Source organism: Mucilaginibacter sp. Mucisp73, from assembly GCF_059491465.1.
Map to the genome: position 1 here is coordinate 1122326 of NZ_CP168507.1, position 26858 is coordinate 1149183.

Genomic DNA, 26858 nt, shown 5'->3' on the forward strand with positions numbered 1-26858 from the left:
ATATTAAATTAATTATATGCACAGCTTTCATATACCTGTTTTAGGTTTGGGATACTCTGTTGATACACCGCTAAAAGTGGCCCGGTACGGTATCTCGTCCGTTGTTTCAATTGTTGATGATGAACTCGTTGAGCGTATGCGGCAGTATCATTCAACTCAAAATGGTTTGCCATTTACGCCTATTTTAAAAAGTGGGCCCGACAGCCGTTCAAAACGGATTACGGCCTATCTTAATTTATTAAACGAGTTGGTAAATAAGCAGTTTGAAGAACTTAAACAAATGCCATTTAACCAGGGAATGGACATCGACCGTTACTTCAACCTGCTACCTGAGGCGTCGTCTTTAAAGCAGGGTTACGAACTGATGAACGAGTATCCTGAGGGGGAACGTAAACAGATCTTTCAAGATCTTTTGCGTGCTAAAATGAACAAAGGCGTAATTGATGTAAATATCATGGCCAAAGTTGATAAAATGAACTTTGATGCGGACGGCAATTATACCGGCGATACTCATACCGACGCGCTTGCTGCTTTAAAAGGCTTTGCTGAAAGCGATCTGGATTCATCAGTGGTACTTTCGGCGGGAATGAACCCGAGGCTGTACAGTTACCTGGAAACTTTTAAGTGTTTTTATCCAGATGGCAATAACGAGCTTCGTAAACGGATCGTTTTAAAGGTGAGCGATTTTCGTTCGGCGCTGATCCAGGCTAAGTTTTTAGCAAAGAAGGGGCTGTGGGTATCAGAGTTCAGGATTGAATCGGGCCTGAATTGTGGAGGGCATGCTTTTGCTACTGATGGCCTGCTGCTCGGGCCCATCCTGGAAGAGTTTAAACTGAAAAGGGAAAATATGATACACGAGCTGCTTGACCTCTATCAACCTGCACTTGCCGAAAGGGGGTTTACAGAGGCCAGTCCGGCACAAAAGATCAGCGTACAGGGTGGGATAGGCACTATGCAGGAAGATGTTTTTTTGCGGGAGCATTATCAGATGGATGCTACCGGTTGGGGCAGTCCGTTCCTGCTGGTACCAGAGGCCACCAATGTTGATGAACATACGCTGCAACAATTGGCGGGCGCCGGCCATGATGATTTTTATGTAAGCTCGTCATCGCCGCTGGGTATCCTGTTCAATAACTTCAGCAAAAGCTCGGGCGAAGAGCAAAGACTTAGCAGGATAGCAAATGGCAGGCCGGGCAGTCCCTGCAATAAAAAATATTTGGTATCAAATACCGAGTTTACCGAACATCCCATTTGCACAGCATCACGTGAGTACCAACATTTGAAAATAAAGCAGTTAAAACACAGTGAGCTTCCGGCAGCTGAAATTCAAAAGCAAATAGATGCTGTTACCGAAAAGGTTTGCTTATGCGAAGGGCTTTGTGCATCTGCTTATATCAAAAACGATATTCTGAAAGCTCGGGAAAACAAGGCGGTAACCATTTGCCCCGGACCAAATATCGCCTTCTTTTCAGGGGTTTATACGCTTGATGATATGGTTAGCCATATCTATGGGCATATCAACTTGCTTGAGGCAACAACCCGCCCTAATATGTTTATCAATGAGCTAAACCTTTATATCGATTATCTTAAAAAGGACATTTCGGGCTATGTAGCAAACCTCAACGAAAAGAAAGGAAAATACCTGCTCAAATTTAAAGACCAATTACAGCAGGGTATCACATACTATAAAGAATTGATCCCACAAATAAGCAACCAAACCCAGGATTACCTGGAGCGGATGTTAAAGGATCTGCTTTCATCAGAAGAGAAACTCCAATTGCTAAATATCTAAAACAAAGAAACCGGGAATCGATCCCCGGTTTCTTTGTTTAACTGATAGTTGGTTTTGTCAAAGCCTTATCCGGTCATGCTGAATAACTGCGTAGTAGGCTTGTCGACCCATAGGCGGGCATCAAGCGCCATACATATGTTGCGTAAAAAGCGTTTACCCATGGGCGTAACAGTAATGCACCATGAATTTAGCTCAGCCAGTCCGTCCCGTTCAAATTGGCGCATGCGGTCCAGTCCTTCTAAAAAAGCTTCACTTGCTTCAGTGTGCAGGTTCCAGCAGGTTTTGCCGTTACACATGATATTTAAAATATGCCTGCGAATGCTCAGATCATCTGTTGTAAGCATATGGCCTTTAAATACCGGCAGCTGGCCTGCGTTAACCAATTGCAGGTATTCCTCTACTTTTTTTACATTTTGGGCAAAGGCGTACCAGCTATCGCTTATGGAGGATACGCCCAAACCAATCATTAATTGGGTATATTGATGGGTGTAACCCATGAAATTACGGTGCAGCGTACCGTTTTGTTCGGCTAAGTAAAGGCTATCAGTGGACAAGGCGAAATGGTCCATACCAATTTCATGATAGCCCAATGCTGTGAATAATTCGCGCCCGCATTCATACAAAGCCCTTTTTTCATTAGCGTCGGGCAGGTCATTTTCGGTGAAACGGCGCTGACCTGGTTTTATCCAGGGTACATGGGCATAACTGTAAAAAGCGATCCTATCGGGCATTAATTTCGCCACCTGGGCAATGGTATCCTTTAGCCCGTTGATGGTTTGAAGCGGGAGGCCATATATCAGATCGAAATTAACGGATGTATATCCGATCCGCCGGGCTTGCTGAGTAACCAGTTTTACCAGTTCAAAACTCTGGATCCGGTTAATGATAAACTGAACCCTCGGATCAAAATCCTGAATGCCGAGGCTTATCCTCCTGAAGCCAAGATTGTATAAAACCTGTAAATGATCAACAGTTGTATTAGCCGGGTGCGCCTCAAAGCTAAACTCGGCCCGGGGATGGATAGTTGATGAATTTAATATACCATTGATCAGTATGGCCAGGTGTTCGGGTTTAAAAAATGTAGGTGTGCCGCCCCCAAGGTGTATTTCCCTGATGACGGGTTTGCTTTCAAAGGTATTGAGGTACATGGCCCATTCCATCAAAACAGCTTTAATGTATGGCTCTTCTACCCGGTGGTTTTTGGTGATGCGGGTGTTACAACCGCAATAAGTACACAGACTTTCGCAAAATGGCAGGTGAATATACAGGCTGATCCCGTCACGATCGTTACTCTCCTTAAAAGAAAGCGATACTGACTTTCGCCATTCCTCTTCGTCGAAGTTTTCAGTGTTCCAATAAGGTACTGTAGGGTAACTGGTATAACGGGGAGCAGCAACGTTGTATTTATCAATAAGGTGCTGAGGGATTTTCATAAATATTAAGCTTTGGTAGTATCAACCGTTGATAGCTCACCGGTCGCTTTGCAGTTTTTTGCACACACACACGCATTTCCAACGCACTTTTTAGCCTGCCATTGATCAAGATTTTTTATGGTTTGATTAGCAATTTGCTGTAATGCCTCACTGGTTAAAAAAGCCTGATGGGGGGTGATGAGGACATTTTTAAAGGTCATCAGTTTTTCAAGCAATGGGTCCTTATCGGTATCATGTTGATGCTGCTCAAAAAAGAGGCCTTTTTCTTTTTCATAAACGTCGAGTCCTAAATAGCCTATTTTACCGATTTCAAGGGCCTGTAATGCCGCTTCAGTATCAATTAACCCTCCCCGCGAAGTATTCAGGAGCATGACTCCATCTTTCATCAAAGCAAGGGTGTCATTATTGATCATATGGTAGTTTTCAGGGCAGAGGGGGGCATGTAATGAAATGATATCGGCGGTAGCAAGCAGGTCATTCATAGCCATTTGTTCAACTCCTGGCAAGTTTGATTTGGCAAGCGGATCGTAGCCAATAACACGACAGCCAAAGCCGTTAAAGATAGCGGCAACCGCTTGCCCGGTACGCCCCAGGCCAATAATGCCAATTGTTTTGCCGTATAAATTAAACCCCATGAGGCCATTCAGCCTGAAATCAAACAGGTGGCTATGGGCGTTTGATTCGGTTAAATGCCTGTTCAGGGCAAGTGCCATGGCAACGGTATGTTCGGCAATAGCCTGCGGCGAGTATTCAGGTACGTTGGCCAGTTTTATGTTGCGCAAAGCTGCTGCTTCCTTATCGATATGATCTGTACCAACCGACCGGGTAGCAATATATTTAACGCCAAGATCGGCCAGTTGGTTGATAACATAGGCAGATACATCGTCATTGGTAAAAACAACCACCGCTTCCTTACCTTCGGCATAAACCGCGGTTTCAGAATTTAACGGGTTAGAGATAAGGGTAATATCATGTTTTTTTTGGTTCGCTCTGGCCAAAAATTCCTTTTCGAACGCCTTGATACTGTAAGCTACAACTTTCATCTATGCACATTTATATTAAACAAAACTACCGGGATAGCACCATCAAAACCATGAGCGCGGTCAGTGATAAAAATGACCTTTATCAGTTTCTCATTTTTACCAGCTTGTTAAGGTCTGTTATATTGATGGTTGCACCTTTCTTTTCTATCAGGCCTTCCTCTTTAAAATCAGAAAGCGTACGGCTTACCGTTTCGGTAGCCATACCAGCCATTGAAGCCATTTCTTCCCTTGATATTTTAAATTCCTGTTTTTCCCCGTTTTGTTTGTTCAGTCTTACCAATACCTGCGCCAGCCGTTTCCTTACCGAATGGTAGGCCAGCTCGATTAGCTGTTCTTCCTTTTCTTTGATATTGTTTGACAGTATTTTCAAAAATTGCCGGCCAACGTCGGGATATCGGTCAAGCATAGTTAAAACGGTATCTTTCGGCAGCAGGCATATGGCCGCGTCTTCGGTTGCTTCGGCAGTTTCGCCGTAAGCATCATCAAGCAGCAGGGCATGTACGCCAAGGTAGTCGTCGGCTTTGTATAAGCCGGTCATCAGTTCCCTGCCGTCTTCGGCCAGTTTAAATGTTTTTATGCTGCCTTCCATCACCAGGTAAATTCCCTGCGGGCTATCCCCGTCATAAAACAATACTTGTTTTTTTCTTATCTGCCTTATTTTTCGACTGGCTATCAGTGCGTTTAACTCAGCAGCGCCGTTGCGCGAATTGATGGCCAGGTGCTCTATTTTTTGCAGCGACCTGCTAAAAAATGCCTGTTGTTTTTCTTTTTTGCTCAACCTGCTATCAATGGCATTAAGCAATTCTATATCGTCAAAAGGTTTGGTAAGGTAATCATCGGCACCCATTTCCATGCCTTTTCTAAAGTCTACCCGTTCGGCTTTTGCGGTTAAAAATATAAAGGGTATATTATCCGTTTCGGGCGATTTGCTGAGCATGAATAACACGCCGTACCCGTCAAGTTCGGGCATCATGATATCGCACAAAATAAGGTCCGGTTTATGCTTTATAGCTAAGTCGACACCAATTTTGCCGTTGCCGGCCTGCAATACCAGGTAGCCCGAAAGCTCCAGTATTTCGGCGGTGCTTTCCCTTATATCGGTATTGTCTTCAATAATGAGGATACTTTTTTTCATGATTGCGAAAATGTGAGCGTGAATGATGTTCCGTAATTAACTTTGCTTTCAAATTGCACCGTGCCGTTGATTAGGCCAACGTAGCGCGCCACTATATTAAGACCGAGACCAGTACCTGATATATTGCCGGTATTGTGTGCCCTGAAAAATGCTTCAAACAAGTGCTTCTGGTCACTTTCAGGGATGCCTATACCATTATCCTTAACCACAACAACCAACTGATCGCTGGCTACCTCCGTGTTAAATTCAATAAAGGTATTTTCGCCCGAGTATTTGATGGCGTTGCTGATCAGGTTAATGATGCAGTTTTTTAACAGTGCGGGATCCAATTTAAAAACACTGGTAGTACCGGTATGCTGATAAATGATATTTTGGTTTTGTTTGGCTACCAGTTGCATTTCTTCTGTTATTTCCTCGCCAAATTTTACCAGGTTAAATTCGGTAAATACGGGCTCGACCTTGCCGGCTTCGAGTTTTTCGAGCGACAGAAAATCATTCAGGATACCCGTAAGGTTACCTACCGACGTTTTTATTTTGGCGATGTGTTTGCTGATGTTAGGATTGCTAAACTCCTGCGCATATTTTTCAACAAGAATGGCCGATAACTGGATACTGCTCAGAGGGGTCCTGAATTCATGCGAGGCCATTGATACAAAACGGCTTTTCATCTGTCCAAGTTCTTTTTCTTTCTCTAATGACAGGCTAACTTCTTCTTTAGCCTGCAGCAATTCGCTTACCGAATGCTTTAAAGAAATTGTACGCTCCTCAACAAGCTCTTCCAAATGGTTGGCATAGTCCTTTAATCTTTCCTCTGCCTCCTTTTCGCGTGTTAGGTCATGGATAAAACCGGTATAGATTTTTCGGCCTGAAAACTGTACTTCACTTACCCCCAGGCGGAAAGGGAATACCGAGCCATCTTTTTTTAAACCCTTAACTTCGCGGCCAAAACCTATAATGTGCGCCTTGCCTGTGTTTTGATAACGGTTTATATAACCATCGTGCAGCTCTTTATCGGGCAGCGGCATTAAAACAGATACATTTTTACCAATTACTTCGCCGGGGCTGTATTGAAACAGATTACATGCTGCCGGATTGATAGATTCGATAATTCCGTGGCTGTTTATGGTAATAATGCCGTCTATGGCATTTTCAATAATTGCTTTTAGCAGCGCGGCATTCTCCATCAGCGTTTCCTTGTTTAATGACAAAGATCACGAATGGATTTAGTCTTCAATATGATGTGCCTCACCATAAAAAGTGATCACAATCACTTTTTATGGTGAGGCACAAAGTAAAAGGATGGTTGAGTGTAGAGCAACCATCCTTTTTTTACCTATTTTTAAACGCTATTCGATCTGTTAAATAGAAAACAAAATATATGAAGTATACAGCACTGATCCTGATCTTATCCATGTTTTTCAATAACGAGGCACGGTCGCAAAACATGATTTCGGGCGGAGACTTTAAGGACACTGACGGAAATCAGATTAATGCTCATGGGGCAGGGGTACTTTATTATAATGAAGTATATTACCTGTTTGGCGAAATTAAAAAAGGCAAAACCTGGCTGGTCCCCGGGCAAAGCTGGGAAGATTACCGGGTTCCTGCAGGCGGGGTGTCATGTTATTCGTCGACGGATCTGAAACATTGGAAAAATCTGGGAACTGCATTAAGATCTGTGACAGGTGACCAGTCAAACGATTTGGATACCGGCAGGGTAATTGAACGGCCCAAGGTGCTTTACAATGAGAAAACCAAAAAATTTGTGATGTGGTTTCATAATGATAGAAATGATTACCAGGATTCAAAGGCCGGTATCGCGGTAAGCGATGCGCCCGGGGGGCCATACACATACCTGGGCAGTATCAAACCAAACAACCAAATGCTGCGTGACATGACACTTTTTAAGGATACCGATGGGAAAGCCTACGTTGCTTATTCGTCCGAAGGTAACAACACTATGCATGTTTGCCAGCTGACAGATGATTATTTGAAGCCAACGGAACATTATACCCGGATTCTGATCGACAGAAACCGCGAAAGCCCGGCACTTTTCAAAAATAACGGCAAATATTTCCTGATCACTTCGGGATGCTCAGGTTGGAGCCCCAATGCGGCATCTTACGCAACTGCTGATAGTATAATGGGGCCGTGGACTGAGATAGGCAACCCTTGCAGCGGTGCTAATGCAGAACAAACATTCTTTGCACAGGGAAATTATGTTTTGCCGATAAACGGAAAACCTTCAAATTTTATCTTCATGGGAGATTTGTGGAACAAACTTGACCTGGAGAAATCCGGTTATTTGTGGATACCATTCGAGGTAATCAACGGCGAAGTGAAAATAATTAACTGATGTGGTGCTGACGATAAATTGGTGTTTAGCCCTTAGCCGAAAGTCATAAACACTAAATAACCCAATAGCTGAAAACGGGAAAGGCCGCTATGATTTGTGTCTTTCCCGTTGTATGCCAGTAATCGGGAGTTGTGTTATGTTTTTAATTTATTAAAAATCAGTATCTTATATTGATGATTGAGCGTTGCGCAATGAATCGTTCAGCCCTGTTTCTTCGCAATATTATCTGTATCACCCGTTCTTAAAGTTTAAAAATCTGTTTCATGATCACCCATTTTTCTCCTTCTTTTGCCCAGGGGAGGGGTTGTTGAAATAGCCACATGAGTTGCTCCCATTCCTGTACTTTAGGATTTAGCGCGTCCATTTCTTCTTTTTTCTTCGACTCAAAATGGTCGCTCGTTTCCATGATCATAAACAACCGGTTTCCCGTGCGATAGATCTGCATATCAAGAATTTCCGCGTCCAGTATGCTTTTGCGTATTTCCGGCCAGCTATTTTCAGCCTTATGCCAATGTTCATATTCCGCTATCAATTGCGGATCATCCTTTAAATCGAGGGCCAAACAGTATCTTTTCATAGTGATATTTAATTTTTACAGATAAGCGGAAGCGTATGATTCGTCAACTAAGCCATATTCTTTCATTTCTTTCCAAAATTGTGTTGGGATCTTTAATGAAGCCAGCGAAACATTTTGTGAAACCCTGTCGGGATTTGTGGTATTCAGGGCGATACTTTTAACGCCTGGCCCATTTAACCCAAAAGCCACGCATGCATCGGCCGGTTTTATTTTATGATCTGCACATAAGCGATAAAACAACTCTCGCCAACGATGTAAATGCTTGTCTTTTACCGGATCAGTTAACCGATAGTTATAATAATCAGACCCGGTTAAAAAGCCGCCGTTAAAAACGGCGGAATTAATGATCAAAGTTCCTTGCTTTTCAAGCTCCTGCATAAATTCAATTAATTCTGGCGGATGGCTATGAATCGTCATGCTATTGGCGATCATTACCCAATCCAATTTTACATCCTGCGTTATCATTTTGATGATCCGCCAGTCTTTCGAACCTACACCAATACCTTTTACTTTGCCATTTCGTTTTAATTCGTTCAGCGCACGGTAGGCTTCCAATATGTCCCGGTAGCGTTGTGCTTGTTCCTGTTTATCTTTTGCTGCATTAAGGTATTCATCGGGATCATGTACAGATACCAGTTGTGCACGATAATTGCCCAGCAACTCATTTCCCTGTTCATAACATTCCAGGATCCCCTCATAACTTATTCGCTGAACGGCGTCATATTTCAGGTCGCGCCAAACACCCGGTTCAAAAGTAGGTTCGGGACTTTTTAACTCCGTACGCAGCCAGCCCAATTTATTACTGATCAGTACCTCCGATGAGGAGACATTTAATTGTTCCAAAGCCCTTCCCAATGATTCGAGCGCGAGCCCCGCGCCGTATTTACCCGCTGAGTCAAATACAGCCGGTTTAGGAGAATGCCTGATACTTTCGGCAACAATAGCACATTTAACATCGTCTGGAAGTGCTACATATAAATTTCCTAATCCACTGGTTCCAAAAATTATTTTTGGCAGATTGATTTCTTGCATATTGAAAATGGATTATTTTAAAGGATGGCTGAAACCGGTACACTTTCAGGTACTTTTACACGATGGCCTTTCAATCCGAAAAGGGCCACCACCGCAAAACATACTAACGGCACTACATAGCCATATTGAATATTGCCGGTTACATCGCTTATGTAACCAAAGGCCCTTGGTAATACAGCCCCACCAACGATAGACATAATGATCAGGCTGCTGCCAAATTCTGTATCAGCCTTCAGATCTTTTATACCCAGGGCAAAAATGGTTGGAAACATAATGGACATGAAGAAACAGATCCCAATTACGGTGTAAACCGTGATCATGCCATGACCAAAAATGGCGAATGCGGATAGCAAAATATTGATACCCGCATAAACTGCAAGTAAAACAGCCGAGCTGTAATACCTCATCAGGAAAGTACCAATAAACCTGCCTATCAGGAATGCAGCGCCGCACAAACCAAGATAGTAGGTCGTTTGCACCTCCGTAAGTCCGGCAGATTTCGTGGCATAAAGAATAAACAAACTAAATACACAAACTTGCGCGCCAACATAGAAGAACTGGGCAGCCACACCCCAGGCCAAATGACGGTGCTTCAGGGCATGGAAAATGTTTTTGCTGGCTGTATGTCCTTCATGCTGCTGGATTCTTGGCAGCCGTGTAAACGCAAAAAGTATGGCAATAAACACCAACACACTGCCTAATATAAAATAGGGTGTTTTTACTGATGAAGCTTCGGCGGCCAGCGCCAGTTTACGGCCCTGTTCTGTCATTGCGCTTAATTGTGCCTGGGTATAACCTTTTGTCAGTATAATACGCCCGCCAATTATAGGCGCGAGGGTGGCAGCCAGCCCGTTAAATGATTGCGCAAAGTTAAGCCTTTGTGTAGAAGTTGCGGGATCTCCTAATGAAGAAGCATATGGATTGGCAGCAGTTTCTAAGATGGTTAACCCGCAGGCAATGATAAACAAAGCTACAAGGAAAAATGTGTACTGCTGTGTATTAGCTGCCGGTATAAATAAATAGGAACCAAACGCGAAAATTAGCAGCCCTGTGATAATACCTGTTTTGTAACCGTATTTTTTCATGATGAAACCTGCCGGTAAAGCCATCAAAAAATAGGCAATAAATACCGCGGAATCCACCAGAGTTGCCTGCACTGTGGTAAGCGTGAACGACTTCTTTAAGTGAGGTATCAATATCGGGTCGAGGTTATGTGCAAACCCCCACAGAAAGAATAGGCTGGTTATTAATATAAATGGAAAAAGAGTTTTATTCTTTGTCATGATCTGATCATTGTATTAAACTTTTGTATGCCGGATTAAAGGTTCTCAATTAATTACTGGGCAGTTATTTTAGCTGCCCATCCGCCTGCTGTATCCATATGGACGTTGATCACCGAATTAGCCGATATCTTTTTTTCAGACCGGATTAGGTCTTGAGGAGATGATAACACGTCGCCCCATGATGATAACGTGTAGTTACCCGCCGGTAAAAAATCCATTTTCAATTGTACAGTTCTTTCAAAATCGTTTGTCATCGCGCCGATATACCAGTCTTTCCCGCTTCTTTTGGCAATAATGACATATTGGCCCGGGTAACCGCCAAGCACCTTTGTATCATCCCAAACGGTTGGCATATTGTTTAAAAAATCGGCTCCGGGCTTGCCCAAAATGTTTTCAGGCGCATCGCAATAAACCATAAACGGACTTTCGTAGATCACGAACTTTGCCAGCTCGGCGCAACGGCTGTTCATTACCTGGGTAGGGCTTCCCTTTCTGAAATCGCTTTTCTTTACATTCAGGAATCCGCCGGGAGTATAATCCATTGGCCCGGCCAACATACGGGTGAATGGCAATGTGGTATTATGCCCGGCTGTTATCCTGGTCGAAAATTTGGAATATTCTTCACCTAAAACTCCTTCGCGGGTTACCATGTTGGGATAGGTCCGCTCGATGCCGTCGGGTTTAAATGCACCATGAAAATCAACCATCAAATGATATTTTGCAGCCGTTTGGATGATACGACGGTACCAGTTCACCATTTGCTGATCATCGCGGTCCATGAAGTCAATTTTTATGCCTGCAATGCCCCATTTTTCGTAAATCGGAAACGCTTTTTCAAAATTGTCATTCCGGTTAACATCCGAGCTATATAACCAAAGCCAGCATTTAACCTTTTTGGCTTTAGCATAGGCTAAAATCTCGGGCATATTTAATTGCGGGGCCACTTTTGTAATATCTGCTTCAGGTTTGTTAAATGGCCCATACCATTGCCAGTCGATAAGCATGTATGGCCAACGCTCTTTCGATGCCAGGTCTATATACTTTTTGATGGTCGGCATGTCTACTTTTACGTCTCCGCTCCACCAGTTATCCCAGGCGCTCATGCCTGGTTTGATCCAGCTGGGATCTTTTAATACGTTAGGCGGATTTAGGTTTTGTATCAGTTCCGATTCAATCAGTTTACCGGGCGAACTTGCCAGCATCACTACACGCCAGGGCGTAAGCAAATTATTAGTGAAGCGTGCTTTAACACCGTTCTCATTTTCACCGGGCAGGGGCGATAGCTTGGTGATCAGGCTGATTTTGTCGGTAGCACCAGTGTCAGTTTTTGAGGATCCTATATAAAATCCCGGATAGTTATCAATATTGGCTTCAGTAAAAGCCGCATAATGATGCTCATCTAATTCAACAAGCAGGGGTAAGCCTGCAATTGTTTTTTCTGTGATATGGTTTAGGTTTTTCGGTTGAAATTCGGTTTCCTGGGAAGATGTATAACTGCCATAGTCTGCAACCCAGGTTTTTGCTTTTGCCGGTAAGTTAAAGGTGGTGAGTTCCTTTACAATTTGTCGGTCGCCAATTTTATCAGCTCCGAACAACTGATAGCGAAATGCAACGCCATCGTTATAAGCCCTGAACCATATGTTCATGCGGCGCATTGGTGCCGATTTTTCTACCAGTGATAATTCCAGTTCATTGTAATGGTCGGTTACAATGCTGTGTTTAGCTTTTACTATTGGCGCCCAGGTTTGATTAACAGCATGCTCCACATGGCTGGTTACGGCCATGCCGGTTCCAATAGCCGGTTCATCTTTAAACTCGAAACCGAGTGATGAAGAATGGACGATTGTTAAACCGTTGCTGGAAACGGTATATTGCAGGTTGCTGGTATTGTTTATTTCCACAATGTTTTTTTTATCCGGCGATACCAGCTTAAAAGTTTGCGCCAAAGAAGGACCTGCCAGTGAAACGGCAGTGATCAGGGTGTAACAAGTTTTCAGGTTCATCATATAAATTAAACAGCTCCTTCTATTTTTAAAACAAACGCATCTTTACCGGGTGCCTGCTCAGGCAATTTTACTTTAAGACCGGTCTCAGTCTGCTCAAAACTCAACTTGCCGTTTCCGAGCAAGCTTACACTGCTTACATTGCCTGTTTCATTATTTTTTGCTAACTTTTTAATCACGGCTTCATTACCGATTGGCCAACCCAGCATGGTCGCGTAAAGGGTTTTGCCTTTTACGGTAAACCGGATGTCTTCGGCTCCGAATGGTTTGCCTTTGCCTTCATTAAAGCCCTGCGCGCTAATTGGGGCCGCTGAATCTGTTGCGGGCCCCTCTCCAAACACTTTCCATGGGCGGGTGCCATAAATTGCCTCGCTGTTAACCTGCATCCAGGCTCCTATTCCCTCAACAACAGTTCGTTCTTCGCTGTCGATACTTCCGTCTCCCCGTAATGGGACATTTAAAAGCAGGTTACCGTTTTTACTTACAATATCAACCAGGGTATGTACCACTGTTTTGGCACTTTTGTAGCCCTTATTATCAAATATGCGCCGATCATAATGCCAACCGCCAATACAGGTATCGGTTTGCCATGGTAAAGGTTCTATCTGGTTACTTTGGCCACGTTCTATATCCCATATCATGCATTTACGCTGCTGCTCATTCAATACTTTAGCAAACAGCGCGGCCTGTAGTTTTCCATGCTTTTTAATACTGGTATTGTACATATGGGCAGCTATTTTTAAACCGGCGTCGCTTACCGGCCATAGTGGCAAGGCTGTATCATCAAAATAAATTAGTTCCGGGCCGTATTTATCTATCAGTTCAATGGTGCGGTTCAAAAACTTATCACAATAAGCTTTGCTGGGCACGCTTGCTCCGTTGCCCCAGTCCCAGTGACTGCCCATACTGTTGTCATCAAGGCTATCCTTACTTAAAGGATGGTTTTGTGCATATAATTCCTGTGGGTCGTAGCCACTCCACCATTTACCTGCGCCATCAGCTTTGGTAAGTTTGCCGTCATAAGGTACGCCTGCCAACGGGCCGGTTTTATCCGCACGTTGGGCAACCTCATACCAGGTCCAGGGGTGGGAAGCGTGTACGGTTACGCCAAAAGGCAAACCATGCTCTTTAGCTGCTTTGGCCCAGCCGCCTATCAGGTCTTTTTTAGGGCCAAGTTTAGTAGAGTTCCAGCTTTGGTATTTGCTGTCATAAAGGTCAAAATTATCATGGTGATTGGCCAGTGCCATAAAATATTTGGCGCCGGCTTTTTTATATAGGCCAACCAATTCATCAGGGTTCCAATTTTCGGCTTTCCATTCGTTAATAACGTCTTTAAAACCAAATTTGGAAGGATGCCCATATTTTTGAACATGATATTTATACTGGTCGCTGCCTTCCTGGTACATGCCGCGTGCATACCAGTCGCCACGTTCCGGCTGGCATTGTGGGCCCCAATGCGCCCACATCCCAAACTTTGCGTCGCGAAACCAGTCCGGCACCTGGTACTGAGTCAATGAATCCCAATTTGGTTTAAACGGCCCAGAAATAGTTTCAGTGTTTGTTTGCAGCAAACTGCTACCAAATACCCTTGACAGATACAGAGATGAGAGTCCCGTGGCCACGCCTTTTATTAATGTTCTTCTTTTCATAATTGAGTTTGGAAGTTTTGAAAAAATATCTATCTGGATTAGCTATGCAAACAATTAGCCAGGCCTTTAAGTAAATTTCTATATGTCATTATCTATAATTGGTTGATGAGCAATTCACGTTAAATTGATCATCAATCAAATTTCTTTGAAATAATATTCAAATAGTTGACCTAATGGGACTTTTTTTTATACAAACCCGACTTTTTGAGTGGTTGATATTACGATTGAAGTTGAGATTGATGAAAGGATCGGATACTACTTAAAACATATTGTCTTTCAGGTTTGACTATAAATAGCTTATTTATTGAGAATTACTAAGTAATGGAAATAAAGCGTTTGTTTACGCCATATCAGGATGCGTAGTGAAAGAAGATTTAAGAGCGGGATTGTAAAAATGAAATCATTGGTTGTTTCAGACCATGCTATTCTCGGGCTGTTGCATTATTGGTGAAAAAAAGCGATAATGATAAGCAAGTATGAATACTAATGATTGAAGCCAACCTCGTACATCTGTTTTTTATATTCACTGGGCGACATACCGGTTAGCTTTTTGAATGTTTTGGAAAAATAAGAAAGGTTATCAAACCCGGTTTGTGTGCAGATCTCTGAGTAAGCCATTCTGCTTGTTGCCATCAGATATTGTGCACGTTCAATTCGTTTTTCATTTATATAATTCAACGGCCTGGTTCCTGTGTGCTGCTTAAATTGCCTTGAAAAGTAATCGACATTTTGATTTGCCCGGGAAGCCAGCAGGTTCACAGTTAGATCCATGTGTAAATTAACAAGGATATAATTTAAGGTTTCCGCAATTTTAACGGGTATAGATTTATGTTCCGGATGTTTAAATAATTGTGGGTTAAGGAATTTTGCAGTTAACATCATCAGGATACCTTGGGTTTCCAGGTACACGGAAATGTTTTGTTGATTATTAAGTTCCTGATATTCCTTATAGTAGATATCTTTTTCATACACCTTAGGATTGTCTGACCGGTTAATTCCTCTCCCCGGGTTAATTTCAAGCAGCCTGTTAAAAAGATTGATATCCATTTCGGTGGCCATTGTTTTCAATACAACCCTGTGATTAGCAAAAAGCGAACTTCCATCTATCGAATCTTCAAAAAACTGTACAAAAAACTGGCCCATATAATCGTTGCAGCTTAAATTACATAGGGTGAAGCTTGGAACGATGTACAAATAACCCGGTTCAAGTTTTAGCGAACTGGCTGCATCTGAAATTTCACCTTCTCCACCATCTATATAATAAATGCGATAGTAAGGGCTGATCACATTCCTGTAATTCCATTTGGAGTTGAGCCTTACGTAATCGACGTTAAGGAGTGAGAAAGTATGTTTTAAATTCCGTTTAATCATCTGAACTACAAATATGCAAATTGAATTGACACACCTGAATGTATATAAGTGGTTTAAATATATTATGAAGTCGGTTTTCCACAAAAAAAAGTCCATTTCGATCAAATTTTGATTGCTTATTTACTGTAGGTTTGAATTAACCAATATAAGCGGTAAAAGAATGGGCTTTCCTTTTTAACGGTTGGTGGAAATTTGAAAGTACCCTCATAATCGGGTATTTTTGGATTTATACATTCAAAATAGGATATTTACTAAAGCCATATTAAAAAAAGACTTGTTTTTGTGAAGATAGTCTAATCTATTGATCGAACTTTATGAGTACCCTATCCCTAAGCTATGAGATATAAATTATCCATAAGCGCACTTGTTTTACTATTGACGCTGCGTGTCGCTTTTGCACAAAATGGCAAATATCAGTTTTCGCAGTTAAACCGAAGTAATGGCTTATCGCACAACCAGGTAAACTGCATTTATAAAGACTCCGAAGGTTTTATGTGGTTCGGAACTGCATCAGGGCTTAACCGTTATGATGGCTACAGTTTTAAAATATTCAAGCATGACGCTAATAACAAAAAGTCGCTGAATGATGATTTTGTAAGCGGTATTTTTGAAGGACCTGGCAAAAAATTATGGGTGTCAACCCGCGGAGGATACTGTTTTTATGATCCGGAAACGGAACAGTTTGATAGTGATATGTCGGTAATGACACGCTCGTTAAAAGTTCCTGGATATCCTAACGTATCTAAAATAATTCACGGTGGTAAGGGCGAGTTTTGGCTTTTGTGCCCGGATTCCGGTCTGTACAGGCATAATGAAATAAACAAAACAACCCGTCGGTATTATCATCACCGTTCAGGCGCGTCATTGTATTCAAATTTTATCTCAGATATAACACTGGATGCAACCGGCAATGTTTGGGTGGTGTACCGTAACGGCATCGTTGAGATGTTCGATATCAAACAAAACAAAATTACTTATCATTCCGAGGTATTTAATAAAGCCGTTAATAACAGAGATGCTTATTACGCTATTACTGTGGATAAGGACAATGATTTATGGTTTTATACACCTGGTTTTTACGCCAACGCTTATTATTACAGTCCCTCAAGTAGGGCGTTCAGGCCTATCGCTAACGAACCTTCGGGGCTCAAATTAAAATCTAATATCATCAGCAACATTATCCAGGCCGACGACGGCCTGATATGGATAGCAACCGACCACGGCGGTATAAATTTGTTAGATAAAAAAACTTTTACATTTACCTATTTATTGAACAGGGAAGATGATGCCAAATCATTAAGTCAAAACAGCGTTATCAACCTTTATAAAGACGATTCGGGTATTATGTGGGCAGGCACCTTTAAAGAAGGTGTAAGCTATTATCACAAAAATATTATCCGGTTCCCATTGTACAGGCACTTCGCTTCAGACCCTAAAAGTTTGGGTTTCGAAGATGCTAACAAGTTTGTTGAAGATGAAAATGGGAACATTTGGATTGGTACAAACGGGGGAGGCTTAATTTATTTTAACCGTGAAACCGGCAGTTTTAAGCAATATAAGTATGAACCAGAAAATGCAAACAGTCTCAGCAATGATATTATTGTCAGTTTATGTATCGATCATGATCAAAAATTGTGGATAGGGACATATTTTGGCGGCCTGGACTGCTTTGACGGAAAAACGTTTACCCACTATAAACATGACGATAAGATAGCCGGGAGCCTTGCCGATAACCGGGTGATGAGTATTTTCGAAGATTCATCGCATAAGTTATGGATAGGGACATTTGCAGCCGGGCTCCAGATATTTGACAGAGAAAAAAAGAAATTTTCCCCTCCCTTTAAACAAACAGATATCAGGTGTCTTTACGTTTCTGCTCTGTTTGAAGACCGCAAAGGCAATATTTGGGTTGGAGGATACTTTGGTATTGATGTGATTTTAAAAAATACAGGCAGGTTTATTCATTACAGTATAAATAAAGATGATCCTAACAGTTTAATCAGTAATACAATCAATTGCATTAACCAGGACGGACGCGGCTTGATCTGGATAGCTACACGCTACGGATTAAGCATACTTAACCCCGAAACCAACAAGTTCACATCGTTAACAAAGCGAAACGGATTACCAGATAATGCCATATTGCAAATACTGGAAGATAGCAAAGGAAGAATGTGGTTTAGTACTGCTAATGGTTTAAGCAGGGTAACGCTTATCGCCCAAAAGGCTCCTTACGCTTTTAGGTTTGAGAATTTTGATGAAACGGATGGTTTACAAGGCAGGGAATTTAATGACCAGGCAGGGCTCAAAACCCGCAAGGGCGAACTCATATTTGGCGGCGGGCATGGTTTCAATATTTTCGACCCGTTAGCCATACATGCTAATACCAACAAGCCTAAACTAACTTTTACTGATTTTTTGCTGTATAACAAAAGTATCAAAGCCAATGACGAAGTTAACGGACATGTGGTATTGTCAAAAGCTATCTCGGCAACCCGCGAGCTGACACTGACACACAGCGAAAATGTATTTACCATTGAATTTGCCGCGCTTAATTTCTTTAATCCCAACAAAGTAAAACATCAGTATATGTTGGAAGGCTTTGATAAGGATTGGATTGATGCCGATAATGCTACGCGAAAAGCGACCTACACCAACCTTGATGGCGGCGATTATACTTTTAAAGTACGGGCGATTAGCCAGGAAGGGCGGTGGGACCCTGATTATATCACATTAAAAATTAAGGTATTGCCCCCGTTCTGGAAATCGACAATAGCTTATTTTATTTATATATTACTTTTATTTGGGATTCTATTTTTCATGCGCCGGCGCGGAATTCAAAAAATAAGAAGGCAGTTTGAAATCGAAAAGGAGAAACGCGAGGCTAAATTGTTAATTGAAAATGAGCGGCAGGAGGCCAGGCGTATGCATGAACTTGATATGATGAAAATTAAGTTCTTCACCAATGTAAGCCATGAGTTCAGGACCCCCTTATCATTGATCATGGCACCCGTTGATAAGATATTAAAGCAAACCGAGGCCGAAGAGCAGAGAAATCAGCTTCAATTAATTAACCGCAATGCCAAGCGTTTACTAAATATGGTAAACCAGTTGCTTGATTTCAGGAAAATGGAGGTGCAGGAACTTAGGTTGCATGCACGGAGTGGAGATATTATCAATTTTATTAAGGAAATGGTTTATTCGTTCTCGGATGTTGCTGAAAAAAAACATATCAGGCTGGTATTCGATTCGGAAATTCAAAACCTGATTGTCAACTTTGACCACGATAAAATCGAACGCATCATCTTCAACCTGCTTTCTAATGCTTTTAAGTTTACACCTGATGGCGGGCATATAAGCGTTTTATTGGCGATACTCGAAAAGGACTCCGGAAAGCAACAGCTTGAGATAAAGGTTATTGATACGGGTATTGGTATTCCGTTAGATAAGCAGGACAGGATTTTTGAACGCTTCTTTCAAAACGAGGTGCCGGGTTCTATGGTTAACCAGGGTAGTGGGATAGGGCTGTCGATAACCAAAGAATTTGTAAAGCTGCACAACGGTGAAATATCAGTTCAAAGCGAACCTGGCCAGGGCAGTTATTTTACCATACTTTTGCCGGTTGATTTAGCTACAGAAGAAGAAGTATCAATAAATGAACCTGATTTTCACCGGACAACAGTATCCGAAAACCCCGATTGGGTACAGGCGGGGGGCGGCAATTCAATTAAGAAGCTTTCTGTTTTACTGGTTGAAGATAATGAGGATTTCCGTTTTTATTTGAAAGACAATTTAAATGATACTTTCAACATTATCGAGGCTGCTAATGGAAAGGAAGGGTGGCAAAAAACCCTGGCCCTTCATCCCAACCTGGTAGTTAGCGATATCAGCATGCCTGAGATGAATGGCATTGATTTATGCCGGAAAATACGAAACGATAAACGTACATCACATATACCAGTTGTGTTGCTTACTGCTGTTACAGATGAAGAACAGCAATTGCAGGGACTTGAAACGGGTGCCAATGATTACCTGACCAAGCCTTTCAATTTCGAAATCCTGACTTCTAAATTAAAGAACATACTGGCCATGCAACAAGATATGCGTAAAACTTATCAAAAGCAGCTTGATGTTAAACCAACTGAGGTAGAAACCGAATCACTTGATGAATCGTTTATAAAAAAAACGGTACAAATAATCGAAAAAAACATTGACAACGCCGAATTCTCGGTAGAGGAATTGAGCAGCGAATTATGTGTGAGCCGCGTAACCCTGTATAAAAGATCGCTGACTTTAACAGGAAAATCTCCCGTAGATCTGATCCGCACCATCCGCCTCAAACGTGCAGCACAGTTGCTTGAGAATTCACAGTTAACTATATCACAGATCTCCTACAAAGTAGGCTTTAAAAGCCAAAAGTATTTCGTACGATGCTTCAAGGCCGAATTTAATTGTCTCCCTTCTGCGTACGTCAGCAATAAGAACAAATAAATTTTTTTATAAGCCTTCAGCCAGTTTTACCGCAAGGAAATTGCATTTTTTATTTTTTAAAACGATTTACCTGATTTTGCTATTGGTTTAACTTGATGCTTTTTGGGTCTTTTTGTTAAATTTAGTACAACATCTGTTTCAGTTATGACCGATTATTGGGTGCGAATCTACTTTAATGTGCTGTAAATAAGCGAAGTATGTGGTTTTAACATTTGTGTCCCCATTTGTGAACAATCGATTGCACCCCGGCATTTAGATTAGCAGCGTAATTCAATGTTTCTTTATTGTAAAACGCAATTAAAGTTGGGCATTGCTTAAGCCAATTTTCAAACCTGCTTAATTTACTATGATGTTAAAACGTATACTTTGGTGTACTGCTGCTATTTTTTCGATGGCTTCTCCGCTCAAGGCCGCTTATTGCAATAGTCCTCAAATGGCAATGAAGGATACAGCCGTTGTCAGAACAATTTATCCCTCATACAATATTTCGCCCAAGGCTCCTGATAAAACGGGAATGGATAACACTGCTGTGCAACAGGCAGCAAACATCAAATTAGGCTGGAACATCGGTAACACAATGGAAGCGCCCGGCGCCGAAACCGGCTGGGGCAATCCTTTAATTACAGAAGATTATATCAAACTGGTTAAGCGGAGCGGGTTTAATGCTATTCGTATCCCTTGCGCCTGGGATCAATATTCAGACAAAAAAACTGCCAAAATACAGGATGCCTGGTTAAACCGCGTAAAACAGGTAGTACAATATTGTGTAAAAAACGATATGTATGTGTTGCTCAATATTCACTGGGATGGCGGTTGGCTTGAAAATAATATTACCCCGGCAAAACAGGATTCTGTTAACGCTAAACAAAAAGCGTTTTGGGAACAAATTGCAACAGCAATGCGCGATTTTGACGAACATTTGATGTTTGCCAGCGCTAATGAGCCGGCTGCAGATGATGCCGCGGCAACAGCAATACTTGCTACCTATCACCAAACTTTTATTAACGCGGTTAGGTCAACCGGTGGTAAAAACGCCTACCGTGTATTGATACTGCAGGGCCCATCTACTAACATGGAAAAAACAAGTCATTTTATGACCTCCCTGCCAACCGATCAGATAAAAGGCCGGTTAATGGTTGAGGTACATTATTATTCTCCCTTTAATTTTTGCCTTATGGAAAAAGATGAACCCTGGGGTTGCATGTTTTATTATTGGGGGAACGGGCACCACTCATTATCTGATTCTGCGAGAAACTCAACTTATGGAGAAGAGGCTGAGGTTAAGAGCACATTCCAACTCATGAAAACAAAATTCGTTGATAAAGGAATCCCTGTTGTGATGGGAGAATATGGCGCTTACAGACGAACTGCCCCTAAAGATTTGGCGGTACACAATGATGCTGTAGATTATTGGATAAAGTTTACAACCCAACAAGCTATAGCCAACGGCCTTAAGCCATTTTTTTGGGATATAGGTATTGCCCTGGACAGACGAAATAATAAAGTACTTGATCAACGCACAATTAATGCCCTTATAGCAGGGGCCAGGTAACAATTTTTGCAATGATAATAAATCCGCTGATTGTTATGCAAGCGTCTCATACCAAACCTTGTTTAAAATGAAACAAACCTACTTTTTGTATTTTTTGATTTTAATGTTCGCTACTACAGGGAAAACTATAGCCCAATCCCCTGAAATAGCTTCAAAACGCGAACATTTATCTGTTGATAATGACTGGCGCTTTGCTTTGGGTCATGCATACGATGTTTCTAAAGATTTTTATAACGGGAGCGGCGGGTTCTCCTATTTGGCCAAAACTGGTTATGGCGATGGCGCCGCATCGGCAGAATTTGACGACAGAGGCTGGCGTAAGATCGACCTTCCGCATGATTGGGCAGTTGAACAGCCATTTAGCCCGAAAGGCAGTTTCAGTCACGGATCGAAAGCTATTGGCCGTAACTTCCCCGAAGCAAGCGTTGGCTGGTACCGCAAAAGCTTCGTTGTGCCGGCTTCTGATCTCGGTAAACACATATCCATCGCATTTGATGGCGTTTTCCGAAATAGCATAGTTTGGGTAAACGGACATTATTTAGGTACCGAACCCAGTGGGTACAGCAGCTTTGAATACAATATTTCAGAATATTTAAACTATGGCGGCAACAACGTTATAGCCGTACGTGCGGATGTAACTATGGAAGAAGGTTGGTTTTATGAAGGCGCGGGCATCTATCGCCATGTGTGGCTTAATAAAACAAACCGGTTACATATTGTTCCCGACGGAACTTTTGTTACAACCGCGCTGAAAAACAATGTTGCCGATATTGCGGTGACATCCACCATTACCAATGACGATAAAAAATCAAGGAACTATAATGTAACTCAAACTATTATTGATGATAACGGAAAATCCCTCGCGACAAAAACAACCACCGGAATCACGTTGAAGCCTTTTGCATCGGGGGATATTAAAAATATATTGACAGTTAACAATCCAAAACTCTGGTCATTAGAGACGCCCAATTTACATAAATTGATTACCACGGTTGAAGAGAACGGCGCTGTTATTGACAGTTATGTAACCAATTTCGGGATCCGCACCATCAGGTTTGACGCTAACGAAGGCTTTTTTCTAAACGGCAAACACGTAAAAATACAGGGCACGAATAATCACCAGGACCATGCCGGTGTAGGGGCCGCAATGCCCGATGCTTTGCAGGAATTCAGGATCAGGACTTTAAAAGGCATGGGCTGTAATGCCTATCGCTGTTCACATAACCCGCCAACGCCCGAATTACTTGACGCCTGCGATAGGTTAGGGATGCTGGTTATCGATGAAAACCGCTTAATGGGTGTGGCATCCACTCAACTAAATGACCTGAAAAGGATGATCCTGCGCGACCGTAACCATCCCAGCATCATCAGTTGGTCGATAGGAAATGAAGAATGGGGCATTGAAGGTAACATTACCGGGGCGCGGATAGCAGCCACTATGCAGGCTTTTGCCAAATCGGTTGATTCAACGCGTTATATTACGGCGGCTATAAGCGGCGGTATCGGCTCGGGGATATCAACAGTGATAGATGTGCTTGGCTATAACTACGTTGCCACCAAAAATACCGATGAGCAGCATAAAAAGTATCCGAATCAATTTAGCTGGGGTACTGAGGAGGGCTCGACAGTTGCCTCGAGGGGGATTTACGAGGATGATATGGACAAGCACCAGCTTGCGGCATATGACAGAAAACAAAACGACTTTTTTTATAGCCTGGAACAAGGCTGGAAACATTATGCCTCGCGTCCGTACCTGGCCGGCATGTTCATCTGGACCGGTTTTGATTACAGGGGTGAGCCAACACCGTTTGGATGGCCCTCAGTAGGATCATATTTTGGAATGGTTGATGCCTGTGGTTTTCCAAAGGACGATTACTATTATTTAAAATCATGGTGGACTAACCAGACAGTGGTGCACCTGCTGCCGCACTGGAACTGGCAAGGTAAAGAAGGCCAGGAAATACGGGTGTGCGCGTACAGCAATTGTGACGAGGTGGAGCTTTTTTTAAACAAAAAAAGTCTCGGTAAAAAAACTATGGAGCTAAACGGACACCTGGAATGGCAGGTAAAATATGAGCCCGGAACGCTGGAAGCCGTAGGTTACAAAAAAGGCATTAAAGCCGGTAACGATATTGTTAAAACTACCCTTATGCCAAATCAGGTTAAGTTAACAGTGGACCGCAAAGCGATTAAGGCCGATAAAAAAGATATTGCCATAATTACAGTGCAGGCCGATGACAAAAACAACCTGCGGGTGCCAACCGCCCAAAATGAGCTGATCTTTTCAGTTACAGGCCCCGGCAAAATCATAGGGGTGGGCAACGGCGATCCAACATCGCTGGAGGCGGATCAATATTTAGAACGGATAGACCTTATTAATATAGGCGCTTTCAAAGAGAAATTTGTCGACGATTTAAACGCGAAGGCCGAGGTTGCAGCGGATTATGACGATAGTAGCTGGCAAAACGCTTTTAAAGATACCAGGGACGATGAATTTGGCCGGAAAGTAAAAGCCGTAGTTTACAGGGCTGGTATCACTATGCCTGATGACCTGGCAAGCGTAACAGCCACCTTATTTAATAAAAATATAGGCAAAGTTCAAAACATCTACATCAATGGTAAGGAAATAGGGCACGAAATCAAGGCAGGCGATGGAAACACTGAATTTAAACTGGAAGCTTCATTACTGCACCCCGGTAATAATACCATTGCTATTGTGGCCACCCCTTTACTTAAAGCTAATATCTGGGCCAGCGTTAATACAGATCCTGGCCTTATCCAATTGGTTTACCCTGCAGAGCAATATAAGCGAAAACTTTTTAGCGGTTATGCCCAGGTTATTGTCCAGTCAACCGGGCAGCCGGGCACTATAGTTTTAAAGGCAATCTCGCCGGGGTTAAAGCAGTCGGCTATTGAAATTACAGCTGCTGATAAATAATGTTAAACAAAGAATTTGAAGAAATAATGTTTATGAAATATATAATTACCTGTATTATCGCGCTTTTTTTGTTTGGTAGTGTATCTGCACAAAACAAAAACGATGCAGCACTTAAATTAAGGATCAATAGTATCATCAAAAAGATGACACTTGAAGAGAAAATAGAAATGTTGCACGGCAACGCTTTATTTTCTTCGGCAGGTGTGCCACGTTTAGGTATCCCTGAATTGACCTGTGACGACGGGCCATTAGGTGTGCGCGAGGAAATAAAACGCTTTGACTGGGCTTCGGCCAATTGGACAACCGATTCTGCTACGTTTTTACCCAACGGATCGGCAATAGCTGCAACCTGGAACCCCATAATGGCCAATAAATACGGTGTGGTGATAGGAAAGGAAGCGAATGCCCGTAAAAAAAACGTGATGCTTGCGCCTGCGTTCAACATCTGCAGGATGCCCCTTTGCGGCCGTACTTATGAATATTACTCAGAAGACCCCTATTTAAATAGCCAATTGGCCATTCAATCGGTAAAAGGGATTCAAAGTCAACATGTGGCGGCCTGTATTAAACATTTTGCCGCCAATAATCAGGAGCTTAACCGCGATAGTGTAAATACAATAGTTGATGAAAGGGCCTTGCAGGAAATCTATTTCCCTGCTTTTAAAGCTGCCGTTCAGCAGGGCAATGCTTATACCGTTATGTCGGCTTATAATAAGTTAAATGGTTATTGGTGTTCTGAAAATGGGTATTTATTAAACAAAGTTTTAAAAGGAGACTGGGGCTTTAAAGGCGTGGTTATGTCTGATTGGGCCGGCACGCATCATACTGTGGCGGCAGCAAACAATGGCCTTGATATTGAAATGGGTTCGAGCGGACCTTATGATCAATGGTATCTGGCTAAACCATTGATTGCCGCTGTTAAAGCCGGGCAGGTTTCAGTAAAAACTATTGACGATAAAGTGGGCAGGATTTTATGGCTCATGTACCATACATCCATGAGTGCCAACCATCCAAAAGGGGCTATCGCAACGCCGGAGCACACTAAAGCCGCATATGTTATCGCCTCCGAATCCATAGTTCTGTTGAAAAACGATAAACGATTATTGCCATTAAAGACAAATAGGATTAAACGCATAGCAGTTATAGGAGATAATGCCGTACGTACTTTCGCCTTAGGAGGATATGGCGCGGGTGTAAAAGCAAGATATGAGGTTACCGCATTAGAAGGGATAAAGTCAAGGTTCGGTAAAACCGCCGATATCAGGTTTGCACAGGGTTACAGGGCAAAGTACCAGGCGAGTAAAACTGCTGAACAAAATGGCGACTATAATAAACCCGATCAGGACCTGATTAATGAAGCCGTAGCGCTCGCTAAAAGCAGTGATGTTGCCATTTTGTGTATCGGTTCAAACCGTGAATACGAAAGTGAAGCCCATGATCGTAAAAACCTGGAACTGCCTTTTGGCGAGCAGGCTTTGGTTAACGCCGTAAGTGCCGTTAATCCAAATACCGTTATTGTCGTAATGGCTGGTGCGCCATTTGACCTGAACGAAATCAAAAAATCAAATCACACCATTGTTTGGTCATGGTTTAATGGTTCAGAAGCAGGCAATGCGCTCGCCGATGTGTTAAAAGGGACTATAAACCCATCGGGTAAGCTTCCATTTACCTTCCCGGCTTCGTTAAATGATTCACCTGCGTTTAATTTAAATACCTATCCGGGCAATAATCTCACAGCCGAATATAAGGAGGGAATATTGGTTGGTTATCGTTGGTATGATACAAAAAATATAGTGCCGCTGTTCCCATTTGGTTATGGCCTTTCTTATACCGATTTTTCTGTCAGCAAACTTTCCACAGATAAATCAATTTATAAAAAAGACGAAACGATCCATGCGAAGTTTACGATCAAAAATACAGGAGGAAGAAATGGTGCCGAAGTTGTGCAGCTGTATGTAAACGATCCGGTTTGTTCTGTAAAACGCCCCGAAAAAGAGCTTAAAGCTTTTAAGAAGATATTTTTAAACACCGGCGAAACAAAGACGATAGAAATGCAGGTGAAAGCTGCAGATCTGGCATTTTATGATGAAGCAAAAAAAGGCTGGAACACAGAAGCCGGCGAATACGTTCTTGAGTTAGGTAATTCATCCCGTAATATCATTCTTAAAACAAAAATTGCAGTTAAATAACTGTGTTAAGTATA

General features: G+C 42.4%; 16 protein-coding genes. 6 read left to right on the forward strand and 10 right to left on the reverse strand.

Features of this window, described 5'->3' with window-relative positions; translation table 11 throughout:
- The first annotated feature begins 16 nt into the window (after positions 1–16).
- Positions 17–1792: a hypothetical protein gene (locus ACEN82_RS05085; RefSeq protein ID WP_413319678.1), complete on the forward strand. Its 1776-nt coding sequence runs from the start codon at positions 17–19 to the stop codon at positions 1790–1792.
- Between the two features lie 65 nt (positions 1793–1857).
- Here ACEN82_RS05085 and hemN read toward each other — a convergent pair whose 3' ends face one another.
- The 4 genes from hemN to ACEN82_RS05105 form a co-directional block, all read right to left on the reverse strand.
- Positions 1858–3225 (reverse strand): oxygen-independent coproporphyrinogen III oxidase, encoded by a 1368-nt coding sequence (gene hemN, locus ACEN82_RS05090; RefSeq protein ID WP_413319680.1) that lies wholly within the window; start codon positions 3223–3225, stop codon positions 1858–1860.
- A gap of 5 nt (positions 3226–3230) precedes the next feature.
- Positions 3231–4268 carry a 2-hydroxyacid dehydrogenase gene (locus ACEN82_RS05095; protein WP_413319682.1) on the reverse strand — a complete coding sequence of 346 codons (1038 nt, stop codon included), beginning with the start codon at positions 4266–4268 and terminating at the stop codon, positions 3231–3233.
- An 82-nt stretch (positions 4269–4350) separates the two neighbouring features.
- Entirely contained in the window at positions 4351–5403 is a 1053-nt protein-coding gene (locus tag ACEN82_RS05100; RefSeq protein ID WP_413319684.1) for a response regulator, read from the reverse strand.
- Positions 5400–6587, reverse strand: coding sequence for a PAS domain-containing sensor histidine kinase (locus ACEN82_RS05105; RefSeq protein ID WP_413319756.1), 1188 nt, complete (start codon positions 6585–6587; stop codon positions 5400–5402). Before ACEN82_RS05105 ends, ACEN82_RS05100 begins: the two co-directional genes overlap by 4 nt.
- Before the next feature lie 194 nt (positions 6588–6781).
- Between ACEN82_RS05105 and ACEN82_RS05110 the strand changes: the two genes are divergently transcribed.
- Positions 6782–7759, forward strand: coding sequence for a glycoside hydrolase family 43 protein (locus ACEN82_RS05110; protein ID WP_413319686.1), 978 nt, complete (start codon positions 6782–6784; stop codon positions 7757–7759).
- 241 nt (positions 7760–8000) lie between these two features.
- Here the strand turns inward: ACEN82_RS05110 and ACEN82_RS05115 are convergent, their stop codons facing one another.
- The 6 genes from ACEN82_RS05115 to ACEN82_RS05140 all read right to left on the reverse strand — a co-directional run bounded on the left by ACEN82_RS05115 (position 8001) and on the right by ACEN82_RS05140 (position 15674).
- Positions 8001–8336, reverse strand: a complete 336-nt coding sequence (locus tag ACEN82_RS05115) for an L-rhamnose mutarotase (protein ID WP_090533212.1) — start codon at positions 8334–8336, stop codon at positions 8001–8003.
- Positions 8337–8351: 15 nt separating this feature from the next.
- Positions 8352–9368, reverse strand: coding sequence for an aldo/keto reductase (locus tag ACEN82_RS05120; RefSeq protein ID WP_413319688.1), 1017 nt, complete (start codon positions 9366–9368; stop codon positions 8352–8354).
- Positions 9369–9385: 17 nt separating this feature from the next.
- Entirely contained in the window at positions 9386–10651 is a 1266-nt protein-coding gene (fucP, locus tag ACEN82_RS05125) for an L-fucose:H+ symporter permease (RefSeq protein ID WP_413319690.1), read from the reverse strand.
- Positions 10652–10704: 53 nt separating this feature from the next.
- Positions 10705–12657 (reverse strand): glycoside hydrolase family 97 protein, encoded by a 1953-nt coding sequence (locus ACEN82_RS05130; RefSeq protein WP_413319692.1) that lies wholly within the window; start codon positions 12655–12657, stop codon positions 10705–10707.
- A gap of 5 nt (positions 12658–12662) precedes the next feature.
- Entirely contained in the window at positions 12663–14303 is a 1641-nt protein-coding gene (locus ACEN82_RS05135; RefSeq protein WP_413319694.1) for an alpha-L-fucosidase, read from the reverse strand.
- Between the two features lie 483 nt (positions 14304–14786).
- Positions 14787–15674, reverse strand: a complete 888-nt coding sequence (locus ACEN82_RS05140; protein ID WP_413319696.1) for a helix-turn-helix domain-containing protein — start codon at positions 15672–15674, stop codon at positions 14787–14789.
- A 336-nt stretch (positions 15675–16010) separates the two neighbouring features.
- Between ACEN82_RS05140 and ACEN82_RS05145 the strand changes: the two genes are divergently transcribed.
- From ACEN82_RS05145 to ACEN82_RS05160, 4 genes are all read left to right on the forward strand, one after another.
- On the forward strand, positions 16011–20165 hold the full coding sequence (locus tag ACEN82_RS05145; RefSeq protein ID WP_413319698.1) for a hybrid sensor histidine kinase/response regulator transcription factor: 4155 nt from the start codon (positions 16011–16013) through the stop codon (positions 20163–20165).
- A gap of 346 nt (positions 20166–20511) precedes the next feature.
- Positions 20512–21717 (forward strand): glycoside hydrolase family 5 protein, encoded by a 1206-nt coding sequence (locus tag ACEN82_RS05150; protein ID WP_413319700.1) that lies wholly within the window; start codon positions 20512–20514, stop codon positions 21715–21717.
- 67 nt (positions 21718–21784) lie between these two features.
- Positions 21785–24655 (forward strand): beta-galactosidase GalA, encoded by a 2871-nt coding sequence (gene galA, locus ACEN82_RS05155; RefSeq protein WP_413319702.1) that lies wholly within the window; start codon positions 21785–21787, stop codon positions 24653–24655.
- A gap of 32 nt (positions 24656–24687) precedes the next feature.
- Positions 24688–26844 carry a glycoside hydrolase family 3 C-terminal domain-containing protein gene (locus ACEN82_RS05160; protein ID WP_413319704.1) on the forward strand — a complete coding sequence of 719 codons (2157 nt, stop codon included), beginning with the start codon at positions 24688–24690 and terminating at the stop codon, positions 26842–26844.
- Positions 26845–26858 lie beyond the last annotated feature (14 nt).

Coding starts and splice junctions, on each gene's coding strand:
- ACEN82_RS05085 (WP_413319678.1), top strand. CDS start 17: ATGCACAGCTTTCATATACCTGTTTTAGGTTTGGGATACTCTGTTGAT.
- hemN (WP_413319680.1), bottom strand. CDS start 3,225: ATGAAAATCCCTCAGCACCTTATTGATAAATACAACGTTGCTGCTCCC.
- ACEN82_RS05095 (WP_413319682.1), bottom strand. CDS start 4,268: ATGAAAGTTGTAGCTTACAGTATCAAGGCGTTCGAAAAGGAATTTTTG.
- ACEN82_RS05100 (WP_413319684.1), bottom strand. CDS start 5,403: ATGAAAAAAAGTATCCTCATTATTGAAGACAATACCGATATAAGGGAA.
- ACEN82_RS05105 (WP_413319756.1), bottom strand. CDS start 6,587: ATGGAGAATGCCGCGCTGCTAAAAGCAATTATTGAAAATGCCATAGAC.
- ACEN82_RS05110 (WP_413319686.1), top strand. CDS start 6,782: ATGAAGTATACAGCACTGATCCTGATCTTATCCATGTTTTTCAATAAC.
- ACEN82_RS05115 (WP_090533212.1), bottom strand. CDS start 8,336: ATGAAAAGATACTGTTTGGCCCTCGATTTAAAGGATGATCCGCAATTG.
- ACEN82_RS05120 (WP_413319688.1), bottom strand. CDS start 9,368: ATGCAAGAAATCAATCTGCCAAAAATAATTTTTGGAACCAGTGGATTA.
- fucP (WP_413319690.1), bottom strand. CDS start 10,651: ATGACAAAGAATAAAACTCTTTTTCCATTTATATTAATAACCAGCCTA.
- ACEN82_RS05130 (WP_413319692.1), bottom strand. CDS start 12,657: ATGATGAACCTGAAAACTTGTTACACCCTGATCACTGCCGTTTCACTG.
- ACEN82_RS05135 (WP_413319694.1), bottom strand. CDS start 14,303: ATGAAAAGAAGAACATTAATAAAAGGCGTGGCCACGGGACTCTCATCT.
- ACEN82_RS05140 (WP_413319696.1), bottom strand. CDS start 15,674: ATGATTAAACGGAATTTAAAACATACTTTCTCACTCCTTAACGTCGAT.
- ACEN82_RS05145 (WP_413319698.1), top strand. CDS start 16,011: ATGAGATATAAATTATCCATAAGCGCACTTGTTTTACTATTGACGCTG.
- ACEN82_RS05150 (WP_413319700.1), top strand. CDS start 20,512: ATGATGTTAAAACGTATACTTTGGTGTACTGCTGCTATTTTTTCGATG.
- galA (WP_413319702.1), top strand. CDS start 21,785: ATGAAACAAACCTACTTTTTGTATTTTTTGATTTTAATGTTCGCTACT.
- ACEN82_RS05160 (WP_413319704.1), top strand. CDS start 24,688: ATGAAATATATAATTACCTGTATTATCGCGCTTTTTTTGTTTGGTAGT.